Source organism: Streptomyces sp. NPDC004647, from assembly GCF_040609575.1.
Classification (GTDB): domain Bacteria; phylum Actinomycetota; class Actinomycetes; order Streptomycetales; family Streptomycetaceae; genus Streptomyces.
Genome location: NZ_JBEXKU010000024.1, coordinates 65719 through 90273, shown reverse-complemented (window position 1 = coordinate 90273; position 24555 = coordinate 65719). Strand labels below are relative to the sequence as shown.

Genomic DNA, 24555 nt, shown 5'->3' with positions numbered 1-24555 from the left:
GGCCGGTTCCGGAACCGGCCGCCGCCCGGCGCAGGGGGCGGCCGGGGGGAAGCCGCGGTCCGTGACGGCCCCGGTTGTGGCCGGTCGCGGCGAGCAAGGTGGACTCGCTGTTCGTGCGGACGCACTACGGCAGCAGGTCCTCTGCCTCCCGGGGTGGTCAGGGGTATCCGTTCGGCGGCGACCTCGGATCTCGGGGTACGGGCGGTGGCTCTGGCCCGGGGGTCGACCGGCCGCCCAGCCCGGCGGGTTGCTGCTCGTGCCGGGCGACGCGTAATCCCACGTTCGGGACCGTCGTCCGGCTTCGGAGCTGGTCGTCCGCCCGCACGGGCGGTGGGCGCCGCTCCCGCCGTCACCGCCGGGAGCACTAGCATGCGGACGTACTGATCGAATCGTACTCACCGGACTCGGTGAAGGAGGCTCGGGCACATGGCGGGAGAACCGCAGGCCGACTGTCTGTTCTGCAAGATCGTCGCGGGGGAGGTCCCGGCGGATGTCGTACGCGAGACGGAGACGACCGTCGCGTTCCGCGACATCAACCCCCAGGCACCCACTCACGTCCTCGTCATCCCGAAGGTGCATTACAGGGACGCCGCCACCCTCGCGGCCGCCGAGCCGCAGCTCCCGGCCGACCTGCTGCGCGAGGCGGGCGAGGTCGCGGCGGAGGACAAGGTCGACGGCACCGGCTACCGCGTCGTCTTCAACACCGGCTCGGGCGCCGGCCAGACCGTGTTCCACGCGCACGCGCACGTGCTCGGGGGCCGCGGCCTCGACTGGCCGCCCGGATAAGGGCATTCCGTTGTCGTCACGAGAACTCGTGGTCCTCGGCACCGCCAGCCAGGTCCCGACGCGGCACAGGAACCACAACGGCTATCTGCTGCGCTGGGACGGCGAGGGGATCCTCTTCGACCCGGGTGAGGGGACCCAGCGGCAGATGCTGCTCGCGGGCGTCGCCGCACACGACATCAACCGGCTCTGCGTCACGCACTTCCACGGCGACCACTCCCTCGGCCTCGCCGGGGTCATCCAGCGCATCAACCTCGACCGCGTCCCGCACCCGGTCACCGCGCACTACCCGGCGAGCGGCAAGCGCTTCTTCGACCGGCTGCGCTACTCCACCGCCTACCGTGAGACGGTCCAGCTGCGCGAGGAGCCGGCCACCGGGGAAGGCGGGGTGCTCGCCTCCGGCCCGCACTTCACCCTGGAGGCCCGCAGGCTCTCCCACCCCGTGGAGGCCTTCGGCTACCGCCTCACCGAGCCGGACGGCCGACGCATGCTGCCGGACCGGCTCACGGCGTACGGGATCGGCGGCCCGGACATCGGCCGTATCCAGCGCGAGTCCGTGCTCACCAGGGCCGACGGCAGCACGGTCACCCTCGACGAGGTGAGCGAGGCCCGCCGGGGGCAGAGCTTCGCCTTCGTCATGGACACCCGGATGTGCGACGGCGTGCACGCCCTCGCGGAGGGCTGCGACATGCTCGTCATCGAGTCGACCTTTCTCGACGAGGAAGCCCAACTGGCCGAGGACCACGGTCATCTGACGGCAGGACAGGCCGCCGGGGCGGCGGCGAGGGCGGGCGTACGCCACCTGGTGCTGACTCACTTCTCGCAGCGCTACTGGGACCCGGCGGAGTTCGAACGCCAGGCGCGGGCCGCCGGTTTCGAGGGTGAGTTGACCATCGCCCGCGATCTGCTCCGGGTCCCGGTGCCCAAGCGCAACTGACCCCGGAGAACAGCCGCGCGCTGCGCCGCGATGATCGTGAGGCGACGCGGTTCGATGCGGCGTAGCCTTGAAATGGCGGCGTCCGCCGAGTCCCGCCGGCCGTCCGACCACGGTCTCCCCAAGGCTGCGCCCCATGAAGCCGACCGTTCGCACCACCCTGCCGACCCTGGCACTCGCCGCGTTGCTGACCGGCACCGGCGGCGCCACAGCCCCTGACCCGGGCCCGGCGGGCGAGGCGCGGGGGAGGACCGCAGCCGAAGCGCCGCGAACCGAGGCCGGACCCGCACGGATCGACTACGACGTGGGGCTGCGCAGCGACGGCAGGGGTGCCCGCTGGTCCGGCAGGGAGGCGGTGACGTTCACCAACACCGCGGGCACGCCGCTGCACGAGGTGTATCTGCGGCTGTGGGGCAACGCCGGGGACGGGTGCGGGAGTCGGGAAGAGCCGCCGCCGGTTGAAGTCGGCCGTATCGAGGGCGGGGAACCGGGCGGGCTCTCCGTCGGGTGCACGGCGCTGCGCATCGATCTGGCCGAGCCGCTGCCGCACGGCGGCCGGACCACCCTCGCGTTCGACGTGACGATCGCCGTGCCGGACCAGGCCGAGCGCTTCGGGCGGCACGGCCCGTACAGCTTCCTCGGCAATGCCGTGCCGGTGCTCGCCGTACGCGACCGTGACCAGGGCTGGCACCTCGACCCGGACGTCGGCTTCGGCGAGAGCTACTACACCCTCGCCGCCGACTTCCGCGTACGGCTGAACCACCCGTCGGCGCTGAAGGTCCCCGCCACCGGCACACCGTCCGACCGGCCGGGAGACCGCGGCCGTACGGTCACCACCAGCACCGCGCTCCAGGCCCGGGACTTCGCCTGGGCCGCCGGCCCGTTCCGTACGGCGACGGAGTTCTCGTCTCGCGGAGTGCGGGTCAACTCCTTCTGGACGGCGGGCACCCCGGCGTCCGATGCCGAGGAGGCGCGCCGGGACGCCAGGGCCGCCATGGACGACTTCGGGGAGCGCTTCGGCCGCTACCCGGACGGTGAGGTGGATCTCGTCCTGCACGAGGGGTTCGACACCACCTCCGGCAACATGGAGTACCCCGGCTTCGTCCTCCTCCGGTCGGAGGAGAAGGCGGAAGCGACTGTCCACGAGCTGGCCCACCAGTGGTGGTACGGCATCGTCGGCAACGACCAGTTCGGCGCACCCTGGCTGGACGAGGCCTTCGCGGTGTATGCGGACGATCTGTTCCGCGGTCACGAGCGGCGGGACTGCCGGAGCGGGAGTGAACAGCAGCGCGAGGAGGCCTGGATCACCCGCACCATGGGCAACTGGGCCCGGAGCGGCGGCAGCTGGAAGGCCGCCGCCTATGTGGGCGGCGCGTGCGCCCTGCACGATCTGGAGCGGGAGATCGGCCGCCCGGCGATGGCGGAGCTGCTCCGGCAGTACGCCCGCGACCACTGGCACGGCGTGTCCACCACGGCCGACTTCCGGGCTGCCGCCCAGGACGCCGCGGGAGCGGGAAAGGACCTCGGCTCCTTCTGGCGGAAGCACGGAATCCGCTGATGCCCGGGGACAGCCCGACGTTCGGGGACAGCCGAAAATCGGGGACAGCCGACGTTCGGGGGCAGCTGAAGCCCAGCGCAGCCGAAGCTCGGGACGGCCGTCGTGCCCGGCCCGGTCCACGCGTTGGGAAAGGTGGTGCAAGCTGCAACGATCGTGGTATGGCCTTGGTGAGGCCAGGGAGCAACACGTGATGACACGAGACGGGAAGAGTCCCGAACCGGGCAGTCCGCCGACTGCGGCAGCCGCCGCGGCGAACGGCCACCTGCTCGACCCGCTGGCCGGACTCCGTACCCCCGCCGACCCAGCCGTCGACGTCTATCTCACGGGAACCGTCTTCCTCGACATCATCTTCACCGGGCTGGACAGCGCCCCGGTCCGCGGTACCGAATCCTGGGCGCGCGGCATGGGCTCGAGCCCGGGCGGGGTCGCCAACATGGCCACCGCGCTGGCCCGGCTGGGCCTGCGCACCTCGCTCGCCGCGGCCTTCGGCGACGACGTGTACGGCGACTACTGCTGGGACAGTCTCGAGAACGGCGAGGGCATCGATCTGTCCCCGTCACACCGGGTACCCGGCTGGCACTCGCCGGTGACCGTGTCCATGGCCTACGAGGACGAGCGCACGATGGTCTCGCACGGCCACGAGGCGCCGCCGCCCGCCGTGCCCGAGCATGAGGCCGGCCCCGAGTGTCCGCCGCCGGCCCGCGCTTGCGTCGCCGCCCTCGCCCCCGGCCGCTCCGAGGACTGGATCTCCTTTGCCGCCCGCCGCGGCAGCCGGATCTTCGCCGACGTGGGCTGGGACGAGACGGGCCGCTGGGAGCTCGCCGCCCTCACCGATCTGGCACATTGCGAAGCCTTCCTCCCCAACGCCGAGGAAGCGATGCGCTACACCCGCGCCGACTGCCCCCGTGCCGCCGCCCGCGCGCTCGCCGAGAAGGTACCGCTGGCCGTCGTCACCATGGGCGCCGAGGGCGCGTACGCCGTCGACGGCGGTACGGGCGAGACCGCCCAGGTGCCCGCCATCCGCGTCGAGGCGCTCGACCCGACCGGCGCTGGGGACGTCTTCGTCGCGGGCTTCGTCACCGGTACCCTGGCCGGCTGGCCGCTGGCCGACCGGCTCGCCTTCGCGGGCCTGACCGCCGCCCTCTCCGTCCAGGAGTTCGGCGGCTCGCTCTCCGCCCCCGGCTGGATGGAGATCGCCGCCTGGTGGCAGCACGTGAAGACCCACGACGACCAGGCGGCCGCGCTGCGCCACTACGCCTTCCTCGACGACCTGCTGGCCGCTGCGGGGCTGCCGCGCACCCCGTCCGAGGGAGCCCCCGTCTGGCCGCTGCGCCGGGCGGTTCCCACGATCGGCTTCCGGCAGCGCTGAGCGGCACCCGCCGGGAGCGAAGCCGCCGGGCGCGGTCGGGCACGGCTTTCAGGCAGTGGTTCAGGCAGTGGGTTCCGGCAGGTCTGAGCGACTCCCCCCGTACGCGCGAAATCGGGACGCCGCCGTACCCGAAAAGCGCTCGGGTGTTGTCGGTGCTCCGTCGTACTCTTGGAATGCCAAGAGGCCGTACGGACCGCGTACGGCATGCCGAGCACGGAAGGCAGGGTCAGCAGGCCAGAGAGCCGGCTCATGACTCAGACACCCACAGCCGACACCCCCGCGCAGGGACAGGCACGCGCCCACTTCACCGTTCCCGCCAAGCACCCCATGGTGACGGTCCTGGGCTCCGGCGACTCCCTGCTGCGCGTGATCGAGCAGGCATTCCCGGCGACGGACATCCACGTACGGGGCAATCAGGTCAGCGCGGTCGGTGACTCCGAGGAAGTCGCCATGGTCCAGCGCCTGTTCGACGAGATGATGCTGGTGCTCCGCACCGGCCAGCCGATGACGGAGGATGCAGTGGAACGCTCGATCGCCATGCTGCGCGAGGAGAACGGGGCAGCGGGCGGGAGCGGCGAGACCCCTGCCGAGGTGCTCACCCAGAACATCCTCTCCAACCGCGGCCGCACCATCCGGCCCAAGACCCTCAACCAGAAGCGGTACGTCGACGCGATCGACAAGCACACGGTCGTCTTCGGCATCGGCCCCGCCGGTACCGGCAAGACGTACCTGGCCATGGCCAAGGCGGTCCAGGCCCTGCAGTCCAAGCAGGTCAACCGGATCATCCTGACCCGGCCCGCGGTCGAGGCGGGCGAGCGGCTCGGCTTCCTGCCCGGCACGCTCTACGAGAAGATCGACCCGTATCTGCGCCCGCTCTACGACGCGCTGCACGACATGCTGGACCCGGACTCGATCCCGCGGCTGATGGCGGCCGGGACGATCGAGGTCGCCCCGCTGGCGTACATGCGAGGCCGGACGCTCAACGACGCGTTCATCATCCTCGACGAGGCGCAGAACACGAACCCCGAGCAGATGAAGATGTTCCTCACCCGGCTCGGCTTCGACTCCAAGATCGTGATCACGGGTGACGTCACCCAGATCGACCTGCCGGGCGGCACCAAGAGCGGTCTGCGCCAGGTCAGGGAGATCCTCGACGGGGTCGACGACGTCCATTTCTCGATGCTCAACAGCAGTGACGTGGTCCGTCACAAGCTGGTCGGCCGTATTGTCGACGCGTACGACGAGTACGACAGCCGCAACGGACTGTGACAATCCACCGAAAGTAATACAGAAGCCCCATGTCGATCGACGTCAACAATGAATCCGGCACGGACATCGACGAGCAGGCGGTCCTGGACGTTGCCCGCTACGCCCTCGCCCGGATGCGTATCCACCCGCTCTCCGAGCTCTCGGTGATCGTCGTCGACGCCGACGCCATGGAGCAGCTCCACATCCAGTGGATGGATCTGACCGGCCCCACCGATGTCATGTCCTTCCCCATGGACGAGCTCCGCCCGCCCGCGAAGGACGACGAGGAGCCGCCGCAGGGTCTTCTGGGGGACATCGTGCTGTGCCCGGAGGTCGCGAAGAAGCAGGGGGAGGAGGCGCCGACGCAGCATTCGATGGACGAGGAGCTCCAGCTCCTCACCGTGCACGGCGTCCTCCACCTGCTCGGCTACGACCACGAGGAGGCGGGCGAGAAGGCCGAGATGTTCGGCCTGCAGAAGGCGATCGTCGACGGCTGGCGTGCCGAGCGCGGCATCGAAGGGCCGTCCCCGGCCCCCACCACGCGATGACCGGGCAACTGATCGCGGCGGCGGTCCTGCTGGTGGTCGTCGCGTGGCTTGCCGCCTGCGCCGAGGCGGGCCTCGCCCGTACGACCCGCTTCCGCGCCGAGGAGGCCGTACGGTCCGGGCGGCGCGGCAGCGCCAAGCTGATGGCCGTCGCGGAGGACCCGACCCGCTACCTCAATGTCGCGCTGCTGGTGCGCGTCTCCTGCGAGATGGCGGCGGGCGTGCTGGTCACCTACGTCTGCCTGCAGGACTTCGAGGAGACCTGGGAGGCGCTGTTCGTCGCCATGGGCGTGATGGTCCTCGTCAGCTATGTCGCCGTCGGTGTCTCGCCCCGGACCATCGGCCGCCAGCACCCGCTGAACACGGCCACCGCGGCCGCGTACGTCCTGCTGCCGCTCGCCCGGATCATGGGCCCCATCCCGCAGCTGCTGATCCTCGTCGGTAACGCGCTGACCCCCGGCAAGGGCTTCCGCAAGGGCCCCTTCGCATCCGAGGCCGAGCTGCGCGCCCTGGTCGACCTGGCCGAGCAGGAGTCCCTCATCGAGGACGACGAGCGCCGCATGGTGCACTCGGTCTTCGAGCTGGGCGACACGCTCGTCCGCGAGGTGATGGTGCCGCGTACCGACCTCGTCGTCATCGAGCGGGCCAAGACGATCCGCCAGGCACTCACCCTGGCCCTGCGCTCCGGGTTCTCCCGTATACCGGTGACCGGTGAGAACGAGGACGACGTCGTCGGCGTCGTCTACCTCAAGGACCTGGCCCGCAAGACCCATATCAACCGGGACGCCGAGAGCGACCTGGTCTCCACGGCCATGCGGCCGGCCGTCTTCGTGCCCGACACCAAGAACGCGGGCGATCTGCTGCGCGAGATGCAGCAGCGGCGCAACCATGTCGCGGTGGTCATCGACGAGTACGGCGGCACCGCCGGCATCGTCACCATCGAGGACATCCTCGAGGAGATCGTCGGCGAGATCACCGATGAGTACGACCGCGAACTGCCGCCGGTGGAGGACCTCGGCGACGGCACGTACCGGGTCACGGCCCGGCTCGACATCGGCGACCTCGGCGAGCTGTACGGCCTCGACCTGGACGACGAGGACGTGGAGACGGTCGGCGGACTGCTGGCCAAATCCCTCGGCCGGGTCCCGATCGCGGGGGCGACAGCGGAGGTGGACCTCTCGGAGGACGGCTCCGACGCCTCGCTCAAGGCCCTCCGCCTGACCGCGGAATCCCCTGCGGGGCGCCGGAACAGGATCGTCACCGTCCTGGTCGAGCCGGTCCGTTCCACGGAGGAAGGCAGCGAGCCGGGAGACGCCCCGGGCGGCGACTGAGGGCTTCGGTCGGGCCGGCTGAAGTCCGGAACGGCCGCGGTGTCCTTGCGATGCCCGTCCCTACCTCGGGGGAGGGCAGCCGGACGGGAGACGCCCCGGGCGGCGATTGCGGCTTTCAGTCTGCTCGGTCGGCGGGTCCCGAACAGTGGTGGTATCCATGCCGAGCCCGTCCGTTCCAGGGAGGAGCGGTAGGCCGGAGATCCAGCGGGGGATCTGCGCGGGACTCGGGCTGGGCCCGGCCTCGGCGCCGTCAGCCAGGGCCGGGGAAGGTCCAGGACAGCACCACCTGGCCCGGTTCCTGCTCGCCCTCGGCGCGGGCATACGTGGCCAGGGCGGCGGCGTTGGCCTCCCCGGTGGCCACCCACATGCCGTAGCAGCCGCGGCTCCGGGCCAGCTCCGCGAGCGCGGAGACCAGCGACGTCCCGATGCCGCGCCTGCGGAAGGCGGGTGCCACCCCCAGCTCGTAGAGGAACATCTCGGTCCCCTTGTCCGGGTGGGTGGTCTCGACGCCGGTGACCATGCCCGCCGGCTCCTCGTCGACGTAGGCGATCAGGAGGTGGTGGGTGCTGCTGGCCAGAAACCGCTCGGTCGCCTCCGGCTCCGGCGCGTCGTCGAAGAGATGGCTTGCCGCGACGACGGCCTCGGGCTCGCTGATCCGACGAATCTCCACGCGGGGAGCGTAGCCCTGACTCCCGGTCCCGGCAGCCGAAAGGGGCGCAGGACCGGGGCAGTTCACGGGTGTCGCAGCCGCAACCCTGTGCCGGCCCGAGCTGAGCCGATCGCGATGGGCCCCGCCACCGCGGCCACGACGCGCGGTCGGCACCCGGCGCCCAACCGCCAGGCCACCACCCGGCGCCCAACCGCCGCGTCCATGGCCGGTCCCCAGCAGTACGCCCCCGAGCGGCAGCTGCCCGGGGGAACGCCCCGAGCCGCGCGACCACAGGAAGTCCCGAGCGGCAGCGGCTGCGGGATGCCCCGAGCCGCAGTGCCCGGCCGGCCTCCCCGGAGAGGCTTCGCCGCTCGATCCGCCGGTCACCGGCCGTCGGCCGACCTCGACGCGGAGCGCGATACGCCGCTCTCTATGCTCGTCCCATGAACGACAGCGCTGACCTGGACCTGGAAGACCGCAAGCTCATCACGCTGGCCCGTTCCGCCCGGGCGCGGAACTCGGTGCCCGAGGGAGCGGCGGTACGGGACGAGACCGGCCGGACGTACGTCGCCGGCACCGTCGAACTCGAATCGCTCAAGCTCAGCGCTCTCCAGGCCGCCGTCGCGATGGCGGTCGCCAGCGGCGCGCAGTCCCTGGAGGCCGCCGTCGTCGTCAGCGAGGCCGCGGAGAGCGCGGAGGCCGATCGCGCCGCCGTACGCGATCTCGGCGGCCCCGGCACCCCGGTCCTCCTCGCCGCTCCGGACGGCACGCTGCGCGCCTCCGTGGCCGCCGGCTGACGGAGCCCGCACGGCCACTGGTCGGGCAGGGCTGGACGATCGGGGAGAATGGGCGCCATGAGTGCACCTTCCTCCCCCCAGGCCGCGCCGGAGGCGACCCCGCACCGCTCGGGTTTCGCGTGCTTCGTCGGCCGTCCCAACGCGGGCAAGTCGACCCTGACCAACGCACTGGTCGGGACGAAGGTGGCGATCACCTCCAGCCGGCCGCAGACCACCCGGCACAGCGTCCGGGGCATCGTGCACCGCACCGACGCGCAGCTCGTCCTCGTCGACACCCCCGGCCTGCACAAGCCCCGCACACTGCTCGGTGAGCGGCTGAACGACGTCGTACGGACCACCTGGGCCGAGGTCGACGTCATCGGCTTCTGCCTGCCCGCCGACCAGAAGATCGGCCCCGGCGACCGCTATATCGCCGGCGAGCTCGCGAGTATCAAGAAGACTCCGAAGGTCGCGATCGTCACCAAGTCCGACCTGGTGGAATCCAGGCAGCTCGCCGAGCAACTCCTCGCCGTCTCCCAGCTCGGCGAGGAGCTCGGCATCGAGTGGGCGGAGATCATTCCGGTTTCGGCGACCGGCGACCACCAGGTCTCCCTGCTCGCCGACCTTCTCGTGCCGCTCCTCCCGGAGGGCCCCACGCTCTACCCGGAGGGCGACCTCACCGACGAGCCCGAGCAGGTCATGGTCGCGGAACTGATCCGCGAGGCCGCGCTGGAGGGCGTACGGGACGAGCTGCCGCACTCGATCGCCGTCGTGGTCGAGGAGATGCTGCCGCGCGAGGACCGCCCGGCGGACCGGCCGCTGCTGGACATCCACGCCTTTGTCTACATCGAGCGGCCCAGCCAGAAGGGCATCGTCATCGGCCCGAAGGGCGCCCGGCTCAAGGAGGTCGGGATGAAGTCGCGCAAGCACATCGAGGCGCTGCTCGGCACCCCGGTCTTCCTGGACCTGCACGTCAAGGTCGCCAAGGACTGGCAGCGGGATCCCAAGCAGCTGCGGAAGCTGGGTTTCTGAGCCACGCCGCGTAGGCCTTTTTCCGACGGTGGACCGGGGGAGGAGGGCTGTGGGTCGTCTCCCGGTGGGCGCAGCAGGACCCGCGTGTCGACATCTCCAGGGGCCGGCAGCGGGGCCCCGGCAGCGGTGGAAGCTGGGTCGGTTTCTGAGCCGCGCCGCCTACGGGCCTCCTGCCGGGACCGAAAGGGCAGCAGGCTCCCGGGCAGCTGCGGACACCGGGCTTCCGGGCTGCCGTAACCCCGTCGCGCCGCCGCTACGCGCCCTCCTTCAGCACCCGCGAGATCAGCTTCCGCTGGGACTCGCTGAGCCGTGGGTCCGAGCAGTAGAACGTGCTGTCGTCGATCGTGACCTGGTAGCTGAAGCCGTCGGGTACGCCGATCGGGGGCGTCCGCCGGCCGCCGGACGCCGCCTCCTCGGCCAGCGCGTGCCACTCCTGGGCGTCGGCCCGTCCCGAGGTGTCCACCTCGGCATGGTGCTCGATGCCCGCGAACCCTCCGGTGCGCCTCACCTGAATACGCATGGGTCCATCTGTACCCCGTTTCCGGGCGCCTCTGTCCCCATGGCCCGAGACGATGGCCCAGGAGGGTCTGGAACCCCCTCCCCGGCCCTCTCCGGTCCTCCTCCGGTCCTGTCCTCCCCGGCCCTCTTTCCCCGGGCCCTCTGCCTCCCCGGTCCTCTCCGCTGCCTCTCCGCGCCCCTCCCGCGCTCTCCCGGGCTCTCCCGGGCTCTCCCGGCGTCCTAGCGGGTCGTCCGGACCCCCACCTGAGACCAGGCCTTCAGGAGCGCCTGGTGCTCCTTGCCCTCGCCGTAACGGGAGCGTGCGGCGGCGACCGTGAGGCGGGCGAAGGCGGCGAAGTCGGCGTCGGTGGCCAGCTCCCCACCGGTCAGCACGTCGTACCAGATCAGCCCCGCGCGCTCCCAGGCGTGACCGCCGAGCGCTGTGGCGGCGAGGTAGAACGCGTGGTTGGGGATACCGGAGTTGATGTGCACGCCGCCGTTGTCGCGCCCGGTGCGGACGTAGTCCTCCATGTTGGCGGGCTGCGGATCCCTGCCGAGGACGTCGTCGTCGTACGCCGTGCCCGGGGCCTTCATCGAGCGCAGCGCCACGCCCGAGACGCGCGGGGCGAGGAGGCCGGAGCCGATCAGCCAGTCGGCCTCGCCGGCGGTCTGGCCGAGCGAGTACTGCTTGATCAGCGAGCCGAAGACATCGGACACCGACTCGTTCAGCGCACCAGACTGGCCGAAGTACTCGAGGTTCGCGGTGTACTGCGTGACGCCGTGCGTCAGCTCGTGGCCGATGACATCCACCGGGATGGTGAAGTCCAGGAAGATCTCGCCGTCACCGTCGCCGAAGACCATCCGCTCGCCGTCCCAGAACGCGTTGCCGTAGTTCTCGCCGTAGTGCACGGTCGCGTCCAGCGGCAGCCCGGCGCCGTCGATGGAGTTCCGGGAGCAGGCCTTGAGGAAGAGTTCGAAGGTGGCGCCGAGCCCGGCGTAGGCGCGGTTGACGGTCGCGTCCCCGGTCGGCTCGTCGCCCTCGCCGCGCACCGTACGGCCCGGCAGCTGCTCGCGGTGCTCGGCGTCGGAGATGGTGCGGTGCGGCTTCTCCGGCTCACCCTTCTGGGCGACGGCCGGCGCCCCCAGGACCGTCGTGAGCCGACGCCGGGTGCGCTGAGCGGCGTCGTGCTCCAGGGTCCGCCGGGCGGGCGCGGCGAGTGCGGGGTCGTCGGCCCGGGCGAGCTTGTCCAGGACGTGGGGCGGGATGATGGTGCAGAACACGGGATGTACGGCATAAGCGGTCATGCAGCGCAATGTGGCACGCGGTCAGCGTGCTGTCACTGGTTGCGACCATGATTAGTGAAATGGAGTGATCCGCCACTCTTCGGCCGTTACGGCCCTCACGTCTTGCATACTGAAACGGACTCGGTGCCCGCCGGGCGGCTCGGCTACGCTGCTGCACATCATGCGTTTCGGGCTGCTTCTCCTTAGCCGCCGCGGCGAGGGCCTGTAGTCGAGGCCGACCCCCTCCCCGCGGAGTTCGGTGTTGCCCACCGTCGGCCGTCGAAGCCCTTCGACAGGAGCCCAGCGCACATGAACCCCGAGATGTCCGAGCATTCCGTCGGTCGCCCCACGCCCATCACCGCCGCCTCGGTCACCCAGCGTCCCTCCGGAATGCCCGTGCACAAGTACGGCCGCTACGAGGCCGTGGACATCCCCGACCGCACCTGGCCCGAGCGCCGCATCACCCAGGCGCCGCGCTGGCTGTCCACCGACCTGCGGGACGGCAATCAGGCACTGATCGACCCGATGTCCCCGGTCCGCAAGCGCGAGATGTTCGACCTGCTGGTGCGCCTGGGCTACAAGGAGATCGAGGTCGGCTTCCCGTCCTCGGGGTCCACCGACTTCGACTTCGTACGGTCGATCATCGAAGAGGGAGCGATCCCCGAGGATGTGACGATCTCCGTACTGACGCAGGCGCGCGAGGAACTGATCGAGCGCACGGTGGAGTCGCTGCGCGGCGCGAACCGCGCCACCGTCCACCTCTACAACGCCACCGCCCCGGTCTTCCGCCGGGTCGTCTTCCGCGGCAGCCGCGACCAGGTCAAGCAGATCGCCGTCGACGGCACCCGGCTGGTCATGGAGTACGCCGAGAAACTGCTGGGCGACGAGACGGCCTTCGGCTACCAGTACAGCCCCGAGATCTTCACCGACACCGAGCTGGACTTCGCGCTGGAGGTCTGCGAGGGGGTCATGGACGTCTGGCAGCCCGAGCCGGGCCGCGAGATCATCCTCAACTTGCCCGCCACCGTGGAGCGTTCGACCCCCAGCACGCACGCCGACCGCTTCGAGTGGATGTCGCGGAATCTGTCGCGGCGCGAGCACGTATGCCTGTCGGTCCACCCGCACAACGACCGCGGTACGGCCGTCGCCGCCGCCGAACTGGCGATCATGGCCGGCGCGGACCGGATCGAGGGCTGCCTGTTCGGGCAGGGCGAGCGCACCGGGAACGTCGACCTGGTGACGCTGGGCATGAACCTCTTCTCGCAGGGCGTCGACCCGCAGATCGACTTCTCGCAGATCGACGAGATCCGCCGCACTGCCGAGTACTGCAACCAGATGACCATCCACCCGCGCCACCCCTACGCGGGCGATCTGGTCTACACGTCCTTCTCCGGCTCCCACCAGGACGCCATCAAGAAGGGCTTCGAGGCCATGGAGGCGGAAGCCGCGGCCCAGGGCGCGACGGTCGACGACATCGAGTGGGCCGTGCCGTATCTGCCGATCGACCCCAAGGATGTCGGCCGCTCCTACGAGGCGGTCATCCGGGTCAACTCGCAGTCCGGCAAGGGCGGTATCGCCTACGTCCTGAAGAACGACCACAAGCTGGACCTGCCGCGCCGGATGCAGATCGAGTTCTCGAAGATCATCCAGGCCAAGACCGACGCCGACGGCGGCGAGATCACCCCGGCGCAGATCTGGTCCGCCTTCCAGGACGAGTACCTGCCCACCCCGGACAACAGCTGGGGCCGGATCGCGCTGCGCTCCGCGCAGACCTCCACCACGACGGACGGCGGCGACGCGCTCACCGTCGAGGCGGTCGTCGACGGTGTGGACACCGTCCTGACGGGCACCGGCAACGGCCCGATCTCGGCGTTCTTCGAGGCGCTCGCGGCGACCGGCATCGACGCCCGGCTGCTGGACTACTCCGAGCACACGATGAGCGAGGGCGCCAGCGCTCAGGCCGCCTCGTACATCGAGTGCGCCATCGACGGAAAGGTGCTGTGGGGCATCGGCATCGACCCCAACACCACCCGCGCTTCGCTGAAGGCGGTTGTCTCCGCGGTGAACCGGGCTGCCCGGTCTTGACTGCATGACTGCCGCCGGCGCCACTCGCGCGTCGATGAAGGTGGTTGTCTCCGCGGTGAACCGGGCCGCCCGGCCCTGAACGTATGACTGCCGCCAGCACCACGTGTGCGTCGCTAATGGTGGTTGTCGCCGCGGTCAACCGGGCTGCCCGGTCTTGATCGAATGACTCTGCCCCCGGCACCACCCGCACAACTGCTCCCACAGCGGCACCCACCGCCCCTCACCGCGCCCCCGCGCTCCACCGAGAGCGCGGGGGCGCGGTGCGTGGTGTGATCTGCGCCGCTGCTTCCGCTGCGGCCGCGGTCGCCCTCGGAGCACCGTCGCAGGTCGGAAGCCGCTTCGTGGCCCCTGCCGCGCGCTGGGCGGCGGTTGCCCCCGTACAGGGTGCTGACGTCACATCAAGGATGTGGTTAACATCACCTCCACACGGCGCCGTTGCCGAAGAGTCACCGAGTGGCGGCGGTCCGTAGCGGGATAATTGGGGCTAATGCGCCGGAGGTGCGCAATGCAGAGCGTGTGGGGAATGCGCACGACCTGGCGTACGGTCGGCGACGGAGAGTTCTTCTGTCCCGAGTGCGGGGGAGACCGCAACTACCGCCGCCGCACCGGCCGTAGGAAGCTGGCCGTGCTCGGCCTGCCGCTGCTGCCGCGCGGCGCCGCCGGCCCCGTCGTCGAATGCTCCTCCTGCCGCCGCCGCTTCGGCGCCGAGGCGCTCGACCACCCCACGACCGTCCGTTTCTCCGCGATGCTCCGCGACGCCGTGCACACCGTCGCCCTCGCCGTACTCGCGGCCGGGGGCGCCGAGGACCGTACGGTCCGGGAAACCGCAGTCGTCGCGGTGCGCGGCGCCGGATTCGAGGACTGCACGGGTGAACAGCTGCTCGCCCTCGTCGAGGCGCTGGCCGCCGACACCGGGCGGCTGCCCGGCCGCTTCGAGGACGGCCTTGAAGGCGGCACCGCCCTCGCCATCGAACTCCACGAGGCCCTCGAGCCCCTCGCCCCGCACCTGGCGCCCACCGGCCGAGAGGGCATCCTGCTGCAGGGCGCCCGCATCGCCCTCGCCGACGGCCCGTACAGCCCCGCCGAGCGCGAGGCCCTGACCGCCGTGGGCCGCGCCCTCCTCATGGGACACGAGGAGACCGAGCTTCTGCTCGCCGCGGCGGCCCGTATGCCCTCCTGAGGGCCGTCCGGCCTCCCGTGGCGCGCCCGTCCGAGCCGGGCCTGGGGGCAAGCCGGCGGCGCCCGACCGCGCCCGGCGGTGAAGGGTCGCGGTCACGGGCGCGGCCCGGTTGCCTCCGGCGGCGTACCGGACGCCCCCGGCGGCCGTCGTCGGCTGCTCCGTACGGGACAATGGCCGCATGAGCCTGTTCCGCGACGACGGCATCGTGCTGCGCACCCAGAAGCTGGGTGAGGCGGACCGGATCATCACGCTGCTCACGCGGGGGCACGGCCGAGTGCGGGCCGTCGCCCGCGGGGTGCGGCGCACCAAGTCGAAGTTCGGGGCCCGGCTGGAGCCGTTCTCCCACGTCGACGTGCAGTTCTTCGCCCGTGGCAGCGAACTCGTCGGCCGTGGGCTTCCGCTGTGCACCCAGAGCGAGACCATCGCTCCGTACGGTGGCGGCATCGTCACCGACTACGCCCGCTACACCGCCGGCACCGCCATGCTGGAGACGGCCGAGCGGTTCACCGACCACGAGGGCGAGCCCGCCGTGCAGCAGTACCTGCTGCTGGTCGGGGCCCTGCGCACGCTCGCGGCCGGCGAGCACCAGCCGCACCTCGTCCTCGATGCCTTCCTTCTCCGCTCCCTCGCCGTCAACGGCTACGCACCGAGCTTCGGACAGTGCGCGCGGTGCGGGATGCCTGGCCCCAACCGGTTCTTCTCGGTCGCCGCGGGCGGCGTCGTCTGCGCGGAGTGCCGGGTTCCCGGCAGCGTCGTACCCTCGGCGGAGTCGCTGACGCTGCTCGGCGCCCTGCTGACAGGGGACTGGGAGACGGCGGACGCGTGTGAGGCCCAGCACGTACGGGAGGGCAGCGGTCTCGTGGCGGCGTATTTGCAGTGGCACTTGGAGCGCGGTCTGCGCTCGCTCCGGTATGTGGAGAAGTAGCCGAGTGCCGGATAAGTACCCGAGAAGTACGTAAAGCAGCAGCTGAGTTACGTAGAGAAGCAGTCGAGAACGGAGACGTGGAGCGCATGGCACGACGCGGGATTCTGGGCCGTACCCGCCGCGAATATCAGGTACCCGAGCCGCACCCTTCCGGCGCACGGCCGCCGAGGATCCAGAGCGAGCTGGTACCGAACCATGTGGCGATCGTGATGGACGGCAACGGCCGCTGGGCCAAGGAACGCGGCCTGCCGCGCACCGAGGGGCACAAGGTCGGCGAGTCCGTCGTCCTGGACGTCCTCAGGGGCTGTCTGGAGATGGGCGTCAAGAACCTCTCCCTGTACGCCTTCTCCACCGAGAACTGGAAGCGCTCGCCCGACGAGGTGCGCTTTCTGATGAACTTCAACCGCGACGTCATCCGCCGCCGGCGCGACGAGATGGACGCCATGGGCATCCGGATCCGCTGGGTCGGCCGGATGCCGAAGCTGTGGAAGTCGGTCGTCCAGGAGCTGCAGATCGCGGAGGAGCAGACCCGCGACAACGACGCCATGACGCTCTACTTCTGCGTCAATTACGGCGGCCGTGCGGAGATCGCCGACGCGGTGGCGAAGATCGCGGAGGACGTCAAGGCGGGGAAGCTCGACCCGTCGAAGGTCAGCGAGAAGACCGTCGGGAAGTACCTGTACCACCCGGACATGCCGGATGTGGACCTCTTCGTCCGCCCGTCCGGCGAGCAGCGCACCTCCAACTACCTGATTTGGCAGAGCGCTTACGCCGAGATGGTCTTCCAGGACGTGCTGTGGCCGGACTTCGACCGGCGTGATCTGTGGCGGGCCTGCCTGGAGTACGCCTCGCGGGACCGCCGCTTCGGTGGTGCGGACCCGAACGAGCCCGCCGTTCCTCCCGCTTCCTGATGCCTTCCGTCCCGGGGCCCCTCAGCCAACCCTGCTGAGCCGCAGAACCGGGCTCATGGTGGAGGTCGGGCCCTGGGGCGGATCCGGGCTGCTTCCGGTCGGACCCCATCGGACCCCGGTCAATCCCCCGATCAGGTCTGTACGCGGGGGACGGCCGAACCGGTCAGGTGCGCGCGGGGGACGGCCGAACCGGTCAGGTGCGCGCGGGGGACGGCCGAACCGGTCAGGTGCGCGCGGGGTGGCAGCCGGGCGGGTCAGTTCGGTACGTGGTGGCAGCCGGGCAGGTCAGGACTTCGCCGTGGCGGCGCAGGTCCCGCACGTACCGAAGATTTCGATCGTGTGGCCGACATCGACGAATCCGTTGTCCGTCGCGATCTGGTCCGCCCACTTCTCGACTGCCGGGCCCTCCACCTCGACGGCCTTGCCGCAGACGCGGCACACCAGATGGTGGTGGTGGTCGTCGGTGCTGCAGCGCCGGTAGACGGACTCGCCGTCGCTGGTGCGCAGGACATCGACCTCGCCCGCGTCGGCGAGCGACTGCAGGGTGCGGTAGACGGTGGTCAGGCCGACCGAGTCGCCGCGGTGCTTGAGCATGTCGTGCAGTTCCTGCGCGCTGCGGAACTCCGTCACCTCGTCGAGGGCGGCCGCCACTGCGGCGCGCTGCCGGGTCGACCGGCCCCGCACTGGGGCTGCGTTCATTTCACTGCTCCCCGCGGTAGCCACCGTTGCCTCCTCTGCTCACCATCCGCCCCTACCAGTGGCCATTGTGCCAGTTCGCACCGGTGGAAGCGGCAACACCCTCACACCTTGACGTCGTCCCCCGAGTGGCCGGAACCCGGCACCTCAAGGGCGCACTGCTCGTCGGCCGCGGCCGCTCTGCGTGCCCGTTTTCTCGCCACCGGCGCGGCGAGCGCGGTGATCAGCGCGAAAACGCCGATAGCGAGGACGACGATGCTCGCGCCGGGCGGAACATCCACGTAGAAGGAGTACACGGTCCCCGAGAGGGTGACGACGACCCCGATGCCGACCGCGGACGCCAGCGTCATCGCGAAGCCGCGTGTGGCCTGCTGGGCGGCGGCGACCGGCACCACCATCAGGGCGCTGACCAGGAGCAGGCCGACGACCCGCATGGCCACGGTGACCGTGACGGCGGCGGTGACGGCCAGCAGCAGGTTCAGCAGCCGTACGGGCAGGCCGGTGACCCGCGCGAACTCCTCGTCCTGGCAGACAGCGAACAACTGCCGCCGCAGCCCGAGCGTAATGAGCACCACGAAGGCGGCCAGGAAGCAGATCGTCACCACGTCCTCCTGGGAGACCGTGGTGATCGAGCCGAAGAGATAGGTGGTGAGGCTGCCGTTGGAGCCGTTCGGGGCGAGGTTGATCAGCAGGACGCCGCCCGCCATACCGCCGTAGAAGAGCATCGCGAGGGCGAGATCGCCGCGCGCCTTGCCGTACCAGCGGATGAGCTCCATCAGCACTGCGCCGAGCGTGGAGACCGCGACGGCCGTCCACACCGGGTTGGTGCCGGTCAGAAAGCCGAGCGCGACACCGGTCAGCGCGACGTGCCCGATGCCGTCGCCCATGATCGCCTGGCGGCGCTGGACGAGGTAGATGCCCACGGCGGGTGCGGTGATGCCCACCAGGACGGCGGCCAGCAGCGCCCGCTGCATGAAGTCGTAGGTGAGGATCTCCATCACGTCAGCAGCCCCGTTCTGATCGGTTCGGCGCTCCCGCCGCTGTGCGGGTGCACATGGTCGTGGCCGGGCAGCGCGTGCTGTCCCACGGCCTCCGGCGGGGGCCCGTCGTGGACGACACAGCCGTCGCGCAGCACCACCGCGCGGTCGATCAGCGGCTCCAAGGGGCCGAGTTCGTGCAGTACGAGCAGCACGGTGGTGCCCGCGCCCACCTGCTCGCGCAGGGTGTCGGCGAGCACGTCCTGGCTGGCGTGGTCCACACCGGCCATCGGTTCGTCCATGATCAGCAGATCGGGTTCGCCGGCCAGGGCGCGGGCGATCAGCACCCGCTGGTGCTCGCCGCCGGACAGCGCGTTGACGTCGGTCCTCGCGCGGTCGGCCATGCCCACCAGCCCTATGGCCCGGTCCACCGCCGCCTTGTCTGCCCTGCCCAGCCTGCCGAGCCTCGTCCGGGCCAGCCGGCCCGCGGAGACGACCTCGCGGACCGTGGCGGGCACCCCGCTCGCGGCGGTGGTGCGCTGCGGTACGTACCCGATGCGCGCCCAGTCGCGGAAGCGCCGCTGCGGGGCGCCGAACAGCTCCAACTCGCCGCCGGTCAGCGGGACCTGGCCGACCACGGCGCGTACGGCCGTGGACTTGCCGGAGCCGTTCGCACCCAGCAGCGCGACGACCTCGGCGCGCCGCACGGTCAGGTCGACGTTGCGCAGAACCGGCCGCGAACCGAGCGATGCGGTCGCCCCGCGCAGGGATATGACCGGCTGCCCGTCGTCCGCGCGCCCCGTCGCCCGCTGGCCTGCCATGGGTGCCTCCGTCAGGTACGTCACCTGGGTCACTTGGGTCACTTGGGTCACTTGGCCCCGAGAGCTTGTCGCAGGTTCTTGAGATTCGACTGCATGACCTCGAGGTAGTTCCCGCCCTGGGACTTGTCGTTGATCCCCTCGAGCGGGTCGAGTACATCAGTTTTCAGCCCTGTGTCGCCTGCCAGGGTCTTGGCGGTCTTGCCGCTGGTGATCGTCTCGAAGAAGACCGTGCTGACCTTCTCCCGCTTCGCGATCCCGTGCAGTTCCTTCACCCGGGCCGGGCTGGGCTCGGACTCGGGGTCGAGGCCCGCGATGGCCTCCTGGTCCAGGCCGTAGCGCTCGGCGAGGTAGCCGAACGCGGCGTGGGTGGTGATGAAGGTGTCGGTTGAACGGTTCTTCAGGCCGTCGTCGAACTCCTTGTTCAGCCCCTCGAGCTTGCCGACGAGCTTCGCGGTGTTCTTCCGGTAGTCCGCGGCGTGGTCCGGGTCGGTCTTCTCCAGGGCTTTGCCGACGCCCCGGGCGACCTCCGCGTATTTCACCGGGTCGAGCCAGATGTGCGGGTCCGTGCCCGCCTCCTCCTCGTGGCCGTGGCCCTCTTCCGCGTGCTCCTCCTCGTGGCCCTTGCCGTCGCCGTGGTCGTCGCCGACCTCGGTGCCGTGCTGCTCGAGCTCGGTGAGGGTGGCGGCATCGACGGTGTTCTCCACCTCGGCCTGGCCCACTGCCTCGTCCACGGCGGGCTGGAGGCCCTTGAGGTAGAGGATCAGGCCGGCTTCGCCGAGTTCGGCGGTCTGCCGCGGGCTGATCTCGAGGTCGTGCGGCTCCGCGCCGGGTTCGGTGAGGTCGGATACGGAGACATGCTCTCCGCCGATCTCCTCGGCGAGGTACTCCATGGGGTAGAACGACGCCACCACGTCGAGTTTGCCGTCCTTCCCACCGCCCGCAGCGCCGGAGGAGGAGCAGGCGGACAGCGAGACGAGGCCGAGCGCGGTGGCTCCGGCGAGGGCTGCGGTGGGTATGAGACGACGGCGTACGTTCATGACAGTCATTTTCAACAAAGTTGGAAACGGTTGTCAACAAAGGGCGTCCTGTGCTCATACCCCATACCGATTTGATCCCAGGGGTGCCGCCGCCGGTAATCTGAGGTATTCGCTGGGCCGCAGCGGGCCGAACCTCCCCCAACCTTCGGGCCGGGGGGACCCGCATCCGCGCGCGGGTGCCTGCGGATCACACCATGACCGCTTCGTCGTCGTAATGAAGAGAGCACCGTGGCCGCCGACAAGATCGACACCATCGTCAGCCTGAGCAAGCGCCGTGGCTTCGTATACCCGTGCAGCGAGATCTACGGCGGTCAGCGTGCCGCCTGGGACTATGGACCGCTGGGCGTCGAGCTCAAGGAGAACATCAAGCGCCAGTGGTGGCGCTCCATGGTCACCTCGCGCGACGACGTGGTCGGTATCGACTCGTCGGTGATCCTGGCGCCCGAGGTCTGGGTGGCCTCCGGTCACGTCGCCACTTTTACCGACCCGCTCACCGAGTGCACCTCCTGCCACAAGCGGTTCCGTGCGGACCATCTCGAGGAGGCGTACGAGGCCAAGCACGGCCACCTGCCGGCCAATGGCCTTTCCGACATCAACTGCCCGCACTGCGGGAACAAGGGCGCCTTCACCGAGCCCAAGCAGTTCTCCGGCCTGCTCTCCACCCACCTCGGCCCGACGCAGGACTCCGGCTCGGTCGCCTACCTGCGCCCCGAGACCGCGCAGGGCATCTTCACCAACTTCGCCCAGGTCCAGCAGACCTCGCGCAAGAAGCCGCCGTTCGGCATCGCGCAGATGGGCAAGTCCTTCCGTAACGAGATCACGCCGGGCAACTTCATCTTCCGCACGCGTGAGTTCGAGCAGATGGAGATGGAGTTCTTCGTCAAGCCGGGCGAGGACGAGCAGTGGCACGAGTACTGGATGGAGCAGCGCTGGAACTGGTACCGGGACCTCGGTCTCCGTGAGGAGAACATCCGCTGGTACGACCACCCGAAGGAGAAGCTCTCCCACTACTCGAAGCGCACCGCCGACATCGAGTACCGCTTCAACTTCGGTGGCAGCGAGTTCTCCGAGCTCGAGGGTGTGGCCAACCGCACCGACTTCGACCTCGCCTCGCACTCCAAGGCCTCCGGCCAGGACCTGTCGTACTTCGACCAGGAGGCGGGCGAGCGCTGGACCCCGTACGTCATCGAGCCCGCGGCCGGTGTGAACCGCGCCATGCTCGCCTTCATGCTCGACGCGTACAACGAGGACGAGGCGCCGAACGCCAAGGGTGTGCTGGAGAAGCGCACCGTGATGCGTCTCGACCCGCGCCTGGCGCCGGTCAAGGTTGCCGTGCTGCCGCTGTCCCGCAACCCGCAGCTGTCGCCGAAGGCCAAGGGCCTCGCGGCCGACCTGCGGAAGAACTGGAACATCGACTTCGATGACGCGGGTGCCATCGGCCGCCGCTACCGCCGCCAGGACGAGATCGGCACGCCGTTCTGTGTCACGGTCGACTTCGACACCCTGGACGACAACGCGGTGACCGTGCGCGAGCGCGACACGATGAAGCAGGAGCGGGTATCGCTCGACCAGATCCAGGCCTACCTGGGTGCCCGCCTGCTGGGCTGCTGAGCCCGGTCAGCACGCGCCCGCATTCGCGGCCGTACGACGCCGGCGCCCCGGACCCTGCGAAAGGGGTCCGGGGCGCCGGCGTTTCGGTCGCTACGGGACCGGCTGGGGACGGGGCGGGATCGCGTGGGAGGGGGCTCGAGGGGTGGGGCGGATTGGTGCTGGGCGGGGCGCGACGATGGTTCGGCCCAGGCGGCTGCCCGCCGGTTCGGCGTGCGTACGCGGTCGGTTCGGCGTGCGTACGCGGTCGGGCGGACACCGATCGTGGCGGTGAAGTCGCGGACGAGATGCGCTTGGTCGCTGTACCCGAGCTCGGCGGCGAGGCCCGCCCCGTCGACCTCCGCGTCCGTGGTGGCGCGCTCCAGGGCCTCGGGATGCGGTAGCGCAGGATGACCCACTTGGGGCCGACGCCCACGTACGCGGCGAACAGTCGCTGAAGGGCGCGCACGGACAGGCCTTCCGCGCGGGCGAAGTCGGTGACGCGGCGGATCGTACGGTCCGTTCGGACGCGGTGCGCCAGAGCCATGGCGAGGTCCGCCTGCGGATCCGGTTCCGGGTTTTCAGGCGCTCGCGCTCGCCCCGTCCTGATCCGCTTGAGGCCCTCGCGCTGCCGAATACTGATCCGTTCAGGCCTCAATGCTCGCCGGAACGTGATCAGTTCATGCCCCCACGCTCGCCGGAACGTGATCCCCTTCCGGACCGCGTGTTCGCCGAGTCCGGTCGTTTTCAGGCCCGCGCTCACCGAGTTCTGGCCACCTGGGGCCCTCGCGCTCGCCGAACCCTGATTCGAATTCAGGCCCGCGCGCTCGCCGGGTCCTGATCCGCCGCCTCGGACTCCAGCCGTGCTGCGGTGCTCCGGGCCGTACGGGTCGCCCAGCCGCCCGTTGTCAGAGCCCCCACCAGAAGCACCGACACCCCACACCCGGTGATCACCCACCATGCCGGTCTGCTCGCCTCGACGAAGACGTCGGCGCCCGTGGTCGCGCCCCCCACCCCGGTCGCCAGCACCGCCCCGATCACCGCCACGCCGAGCGACTGCCCGACCTGCCGGCTGGTGGAGGCGACGGCGGCTGCGACCCCGGCCTGGGAGCGCGGCATTCCGGAGACGGCCGTATTGGTGATGGGCGCGTTCACCAGGCCGAAGCCGATACCGAAGAGGACATAGCCGGTGAACAGCAGCGTGTCCGAGGACTCCGCCCGGAATCCGGCGAACAGCACCCCGCTCGCGGCCATCGACACCCCCGCGAGCAGCAGCGGCAGCCGCGGCCCGCGGCTGCCCACCAGCCGCCCCGACAGAGGGGCGCAGACAAAGGTCATCGCCGCCATCGGCAGCATCCACAGCCCGGCACTCAGCGCGGACAGACCCCGGACGTCCTGGAGATACAGGGTGTTGACGAAGAAGAAGCCGGCCAGCGCGGCGAAGGCGCTCACCGCTATGACCGTGGCCCCGCTGAACGGCGCACTGCGGAAGAAGCGCAGATCGATCAGCGGTTCCGCGCGCCGCCGCTCGTAGAGCACAAGCCCGGGCAGCGAGAGGACGGCGGCCGCCGAGCAGGAGACGATCAACGGCGAGGACCAGCCCGCCGCCGGAGCCTCGATGATCGCGTACGTCAGCGAGCCCAGGAGGGTGATGACGAGCAGCTGGCCGACCGGATCCGCCCGGCGCGCCCGCGGGGCCCGCGACTCGGGCACGTACCGCGCCGTGAGCACCAGCGCCGCAAGCCCCACCGGCAGGTTGATCCAGAAGATCGACCGCCAGCCGACCCCCTCCACCAGCAACCCGCCGACCAGCGGCCCCGCCGCCATGCTGACCCCGACGACCCCGCCCCACGCTCCGATCGCCCGGGCCCGCTCCTTCGGCTCGGTGAACGTGTTGGTGATGATCGACATCGCCACGGGGTTGAGCATCGAGCCACCGACGGCCTGCACCATCCGGAACGTGACCAGCCACTCCAGGGTCGGCGCGAGACTGCACAGCACCGAGCCGACGGTGAACAGCACCAGCCCCGCCTTGAACACCCGGCGGCGCCCGATCCGGTCCGCGGTAGAACCCGCCAGCATCAGCAGCGAGGCCAGCACCAGGGTGTACGCGTCGATCGTCCACTGCATGCCCGCCACGGAGGCATCCAGGTCCTTCCGGATGGAGGGCAGGGCGACGTTCAGGACGGTGTTGTCGAGACTGACGATCAGCAGGCTCATACAGCAGATCCCCAGCACGAGCAGGCGTCGCCGGCGGCTGAGTTCAGGCATGGTTGAACCGTACAATCATCTGTTCCGGGAACCCGGGCCGAGCCACTCGGCAGATGCG

22 protein-coding genes and 1 pseudogene are annotated in these 24555 nt (G+C 70.5%); 14 read left to right on the top strand and 9 right to left on the bottom strand.

Translation table 11 applies throughout. From position 1 onward, the window contains the following. The first annotated feature begins 426 nt into the window (after positions 1-426). From ABZW18_RS13590 to ABZW18_RS13560, 7 genes are all read left to right on the top strand, one after another. A complete protein-coding gene (locus ABZW18_RS13590) occupies positions 427-786 on the top strand; it encodes a histidine triad nucleotide-binding protein (RefSeq protein WP_356186452.1) in 360 nt (119 codons plus the stop codon). A 10-nt stretch (positions 787-796) separates the two neighbouring features. Continuing rightward, complete coding sequence (locus tag ABZW18_RS13585; protein ID WP_356186449.1) at positions 797-1720, top strand: ribonuclease Z; 924 nt, start codon at positions 797-799, stop codon at positions 1718-1720. A 133-nt stretch (positions 1721-1853) separates the two neighbouring features. Then, positions 1854-3275 (top strand): M1 family metallopeptidase, encoded by a 1422-nt coding sequence (locus ABZW18_RS13580; RefSeq protein WP_356186446.1) that lies wholly within the window; start codon positions 1854-1856, stop codon positions 3273-3275. Positions 3276-3465: 190 nt separating this feature from the next. Next, positions 3466-4644, top strand: coding sequence for a PfkB family carbohydrate kinase (locus ABZW18_RS13575; protein ID WP_356186473.1), 1179 nt, complete (start codon positions 3466-3468; stop codon positions 4642-4644). Between the two features lie 249 nt (positions 4645-4893). Beyond that, positions 4894-5913, top strand: a complete 1020-nt coding sequence (locus tag ABZW18_RS13570) for a PhoH family protein (protein ID WP_356186444.1) — start codon at positions 4894-4896, stop codon at positions 5911-5913. Between the two features lie 29 nt (positions 5914-5942). After that, complete coding sequence (gene ybeY / locus ABZW18_RS13565; RefSeq protein ID WP_356186442.1) at positions 5943-6440, top strand: rRNA maturation RNase YbeY; 498 nt, start codon at positions 5943-5945, stop codon at positions 6438-6440. Further along, entirely contained in the window at positions 6437-7768 is a 1332-nt protein-coding gene (locus ABZW18_RS13560) for a hemolysin family protein (RefSeq protein ID WP_356186439.1), read from the top strand. Before ybeY ends, ABZW18_RS13560 begins: the two co-directional genes overlap by 4 nt. Before the next feature lie 250 nt (positions 7769-8018). On the opposite strand, the gene ABZW18_RS13555 is transcribed toward ABZW18_RS13560, so the two are convergent. Further along, positions 8019-8438, bottom strand: coding sequence for a GNAT family N-acetyltransferase (locus ABZW18_RS13555; RefSeq protein WP_356186436.1), 420 nt, complete (start codon positions 8436-8438; stop codon positions 8019-8021). Positions 8439-8860: 422 nt separating this feature from the next. Between ABZW18_RS13555 and ABZW18_RS13550 the strand changes: the two genes are divergently transcribed. Together ABZW18_RS13550 and era are read left to right on the top strand one after the other, a co-directional pair. Beyond that, positions 8861-9214, top strand: coding sequence for a cytidine deaminase (locus ABZW18_RS13550; protein WP_356186434.1), 354 nt, complete (start codon positions 8861-8863; stop codon positions 9212-9214). Between the two features lie 48 nt (positions 9215-9262). Further along, positions 9263-10225, top strand: a complete 963-nt coding sequence (gene era / locus ABZW18_RS13545) for a GTPase Era (protein ID WP_356186431.1) — start codon at positions 9263-9265, stop codon at positions 10223-10225. A gap of 253 nt (positions 10226-10478) precedes the next feature. Here the strand turns inward: era and ABZW18_RS13540 are convergent, their stop codons facing one another. Then, positions 10479-10745: a protealysin inhibitor emfourin gene (locus ABZW18_RS13540; protein WP_356186428.1), complete on the bottom strand. Its 267-nt coding sequence runs from the start codon at positions 10743-10745 to the stop codon at positions 10479-10481. 218 nt (positions 10746-10963) lie between these two features. Then, positions 10964-12028 carry a M4 family metallopeptidase gene (locus ABZW18_RS13535; protein WP_356186426.1) on the bottom strand — a complete coding sequence of 355 codons (1065 nt, stop codon included), beginning with the start codon at positions 12026-12028 and terminating at the stop codon, positions 10964-10966. A 288-nt stretch (positions 12029-12316) separates the two neighbouring features. Here ABZW18_RS13535 and leuA point away from each other — a divergent pair, with 288 nt between their 5' ends. From leuA to ABZW18_RS13515, 4 genes are all read left to right on the top strand, one after another. Next, positions 12317-14092: a 2-isopropylmalate synthase gene (leuA, locus tag ABZW18_RS13530; protein WP_356186424.1), complete on the top strand. Its 1776-nt coding sequence runs from the start codon at positions 12317-12319 to the stop codon at positions 14090-14092. A 505-nt stretch (positions 14093-14597) separates the two neighbouring features. Further along, a complete protein-coding gene (locus ABZW18_RS13525; RefSeq protein WP_356186421.1) occupies positions 14598-15272 on the top strand; it encodes a TerB family tellurite resistance protein in 675 nt (224 codons plus the stop codon). Positions 15273-15450: 178 nt separating this feature from the next. Beyond that, the gene (gene recO, locus ABZW18_RS13520) at positions 15451-16197 is read left to right on the top strand and encodes a DNA repair protein RecO (protein WP_356186419.1); all 747 of its coding nucleotides are present in this window, start codon (positions 15451-15453) and stop codon (positions 16195-16197) included. A gap of 86 nt (positions 16198-16283) precedes the next feature. Further along, positions 16284-17108 (top strand): isoprenyl transferase, encoded by an 825-nt coding sequence (locus ABZW18_RS13515; protein WP_356186416.1) that lies wholly within the window; start codon positions 16284-16286, stop codon positions 17106-17108. Between the two features lie 285 nt (positions 17109-17393). On the opposite strand, the gene ABZW18_RS13510 is transcribed toward ABZW18_RS13515, so the two are convergent. The 4 genes from ABZW18_RS13510 to ABZW18_RS13495 all read right to left on the bottom strand — a co-directional run bounded on the left by ABZW18_RS13510 (position 17394) and on the right by ABZW18_RS13495 (position 20639). Then, a complete protein-coding gene (locus ABZW18_RS13510; RefSeq protein WP_356186414.1) occupies positions 17394-17831 on the bottom strand; it encodes a transcriptional repressor in 438 nt (145 codons plus the stop codon). A gap of 77 nt (positions 17832-17908) precedes the next feature. Further along, the gene (locus tag ABZW18_RS13505; protein WP_356186412.1) at positions 17909-18805 is read right to left on the bottom strand and encodes a metal ABC transporter permease; all 897 of its coding nucleotides are present in this window, start codon (positions 18803-18805) and stop codon (positions 17909-17911) included. Then, positions 18802-19602, bottom strand: a complete 801-nt coding sequence (locus ABZW18_RS13500; protein WP_356186409.1) for a metal ABC transporter ATP-binding protein — start codon at positions 19600-19602, stop codon at positions 18802-18804. Before ABZW18_RS13500 ends, ABZW18_RS13505 begins: the two co-directional genes overlap by 4 nt. A gap of 47 nt (positions 19603-19649) precedes the next feature. Next, positions 19650-20639 (bottom strand): metal ABC transporter substrate-binding protein, encoded by a 990-nt coding sequence (locus tag ABZW18_RS13495; protein ID WP_356186406.1) that lies wholly within the window; start codon positions 20637-20639, stop codon positions 19650-19652. 228 nt (positions 20640-20867) lie between these two features. Between ABZW18_RS13495 and ABZW18_RS13490 the strand changes: the two genes are divergently transcribed. Then, positions 20868-22250: a glycine--tRNA ligase gene (locus ABZW18_RS13490; RefSeq protein ID WP_356186403.1), complete on the top strand. Its 1383-nt coding sequence runs from the start codon at positions 20868-20870 to the stop codon at positions 22248-22250. Positions 22251-22480: 230 nt separating this feature from the next. Here ABZW18_RS13490 and ABZW18_RS13485 read toward each other — a convergent pair. Together ABZW18_RS13485 and ABZW18_RS13480 are read right to left on the bottom strand one after the other, a co-directional pair. Further along, positions 22481-22803, bottom strand: a pseudogene (locus tag ABZW18_RS13485) (helix-turn-helix domain-containing protein); the annotation flags it as partial. 236 nt (positions 22804-23039) lie between these two features. Beyond that, positions 23040-24497: an MFS transporter gene (locus ABZW18_RS13480; protein WP_356186400.1), complete on the bottom strand. Its 1458-nt coding sequence runs from the start codon at positions 24495-24497 to the stop codon at positions 23040-23042. Positions 24498-24555: the final 58 nt, after the last annotated feature.

Coding starts and splice junctions, on each gene's coding strand:
- ABZW18_RS13560 (WP_356186439.1), top strand. CDS start 6,437: ATGACCGGGCAACTGATCGCGGCGGCGGTCCTGCTGGTGGTCGTCGCG.
- leuA (WP_356186424.1), top strand. CDS start 12,317: ATGAACCCCGAGATGTCCGAGCATTCCGTCGGTCGCCCCACGCCCATC.
- ABZW18_RS13540 (WP_356186428.1), bottom strand. CDS start 10,745: ATGCGTATTCAGGTGAGGCGCACCGGAGGGTTCGCGGGCATCGAGCAC.
- ABZW18_RS13580 (WP_356186446.1), top strand. CDS start 1,854: ATGAAGCCGACCGTTCGCACCACCCTGCCGACCCTGGCACTCGCCGCG.
- ABZW18_RS13525 (WP_356186421.1), top strand. CDS start 14,598: ATGCAGAGCGTGTGGGGAATGCGCACGACCTGGCGTACGGTCGGCGAC.
- ABZW18_RS13480 (WP_356186400.1), bottom strand. CDS start 24,497: ATGCCTGAACTCAGCCGCCGGCGACGCCTGCTCGTGCTGGGGATCTGC.
- ABZW18_RS13535 (WP_356186426.1), bottom strand. CDS start 12,028: ATGACCGCTTATGCCGTACATCCCGTGTTCTGCACCATCATCCCGCCC.
- recO (WP_356186419.1), top strand. CDS start 15,451: ATGAGCCTGTTCCGCGACGACGGCATCGTGCTGCGCACCCAGAAGCTG.
- ABZW18_RS13575 (WP_356186473.1), top strand. CDS start 3,466: ATGACACGAGACGGGAAGAGTCCCGAACCGGGCAGTCCGCCGACTGCG.
- ABZW18_RS13550 (WP_356186434.1), top strand. CDS start 8,861: ATGAACGACAGCGCTGACCTGGACCTGGAAGACCGCAAGCTCATCACG.
- era (WP_356186431.1), top strand. CDS start 9,263: ATGGGCGCCATGAGTGCACCTTCCTCCCCCCAGGCCGCGCCGGAGGCG.
- ABZW18_RS13515 (WP_356186416.1), top strand. CDS start 16,284: ATGGCACGACGCGGGATTCTGGGCCGTACCCGCCGCGAATATCAGGTA.
- ABZW18_RS13590 (WP_356186452.1), top strand. CDS start 427: ATGGCGGGAGAACCGCAGGCCGACTGTCTGTTCTGCAAGATCGTCGCG.
- ABZW18_RS13570 (WP_356186444.1), top strand. CDS start 4,894: ATGACTCAGACACCCACAGCCGACACCCCCGCGCAGGGACAGGCACGC.
- ABZW18_RS13495 (WP_356186406.1), bottom strand. CDS start 20,639: ATGAACGTACGCCGTCGTCTCATACCCACCGCAGCCCTCGCCGGAGCC.
- ABZW18_RS13500 (WP_356186409.1), bottom strand. CDS start 19,602: ATGGCAGGCCAGCGGGCGACGGGGCGCGCGGACGACGGGCAGCCGGTC.
- ybeY (WP_356186442.1), top strand. CDS start 5,943: ATGTCGATCGACGTCAACAATGAATCCGGCACGGACATCGACGAGCAG.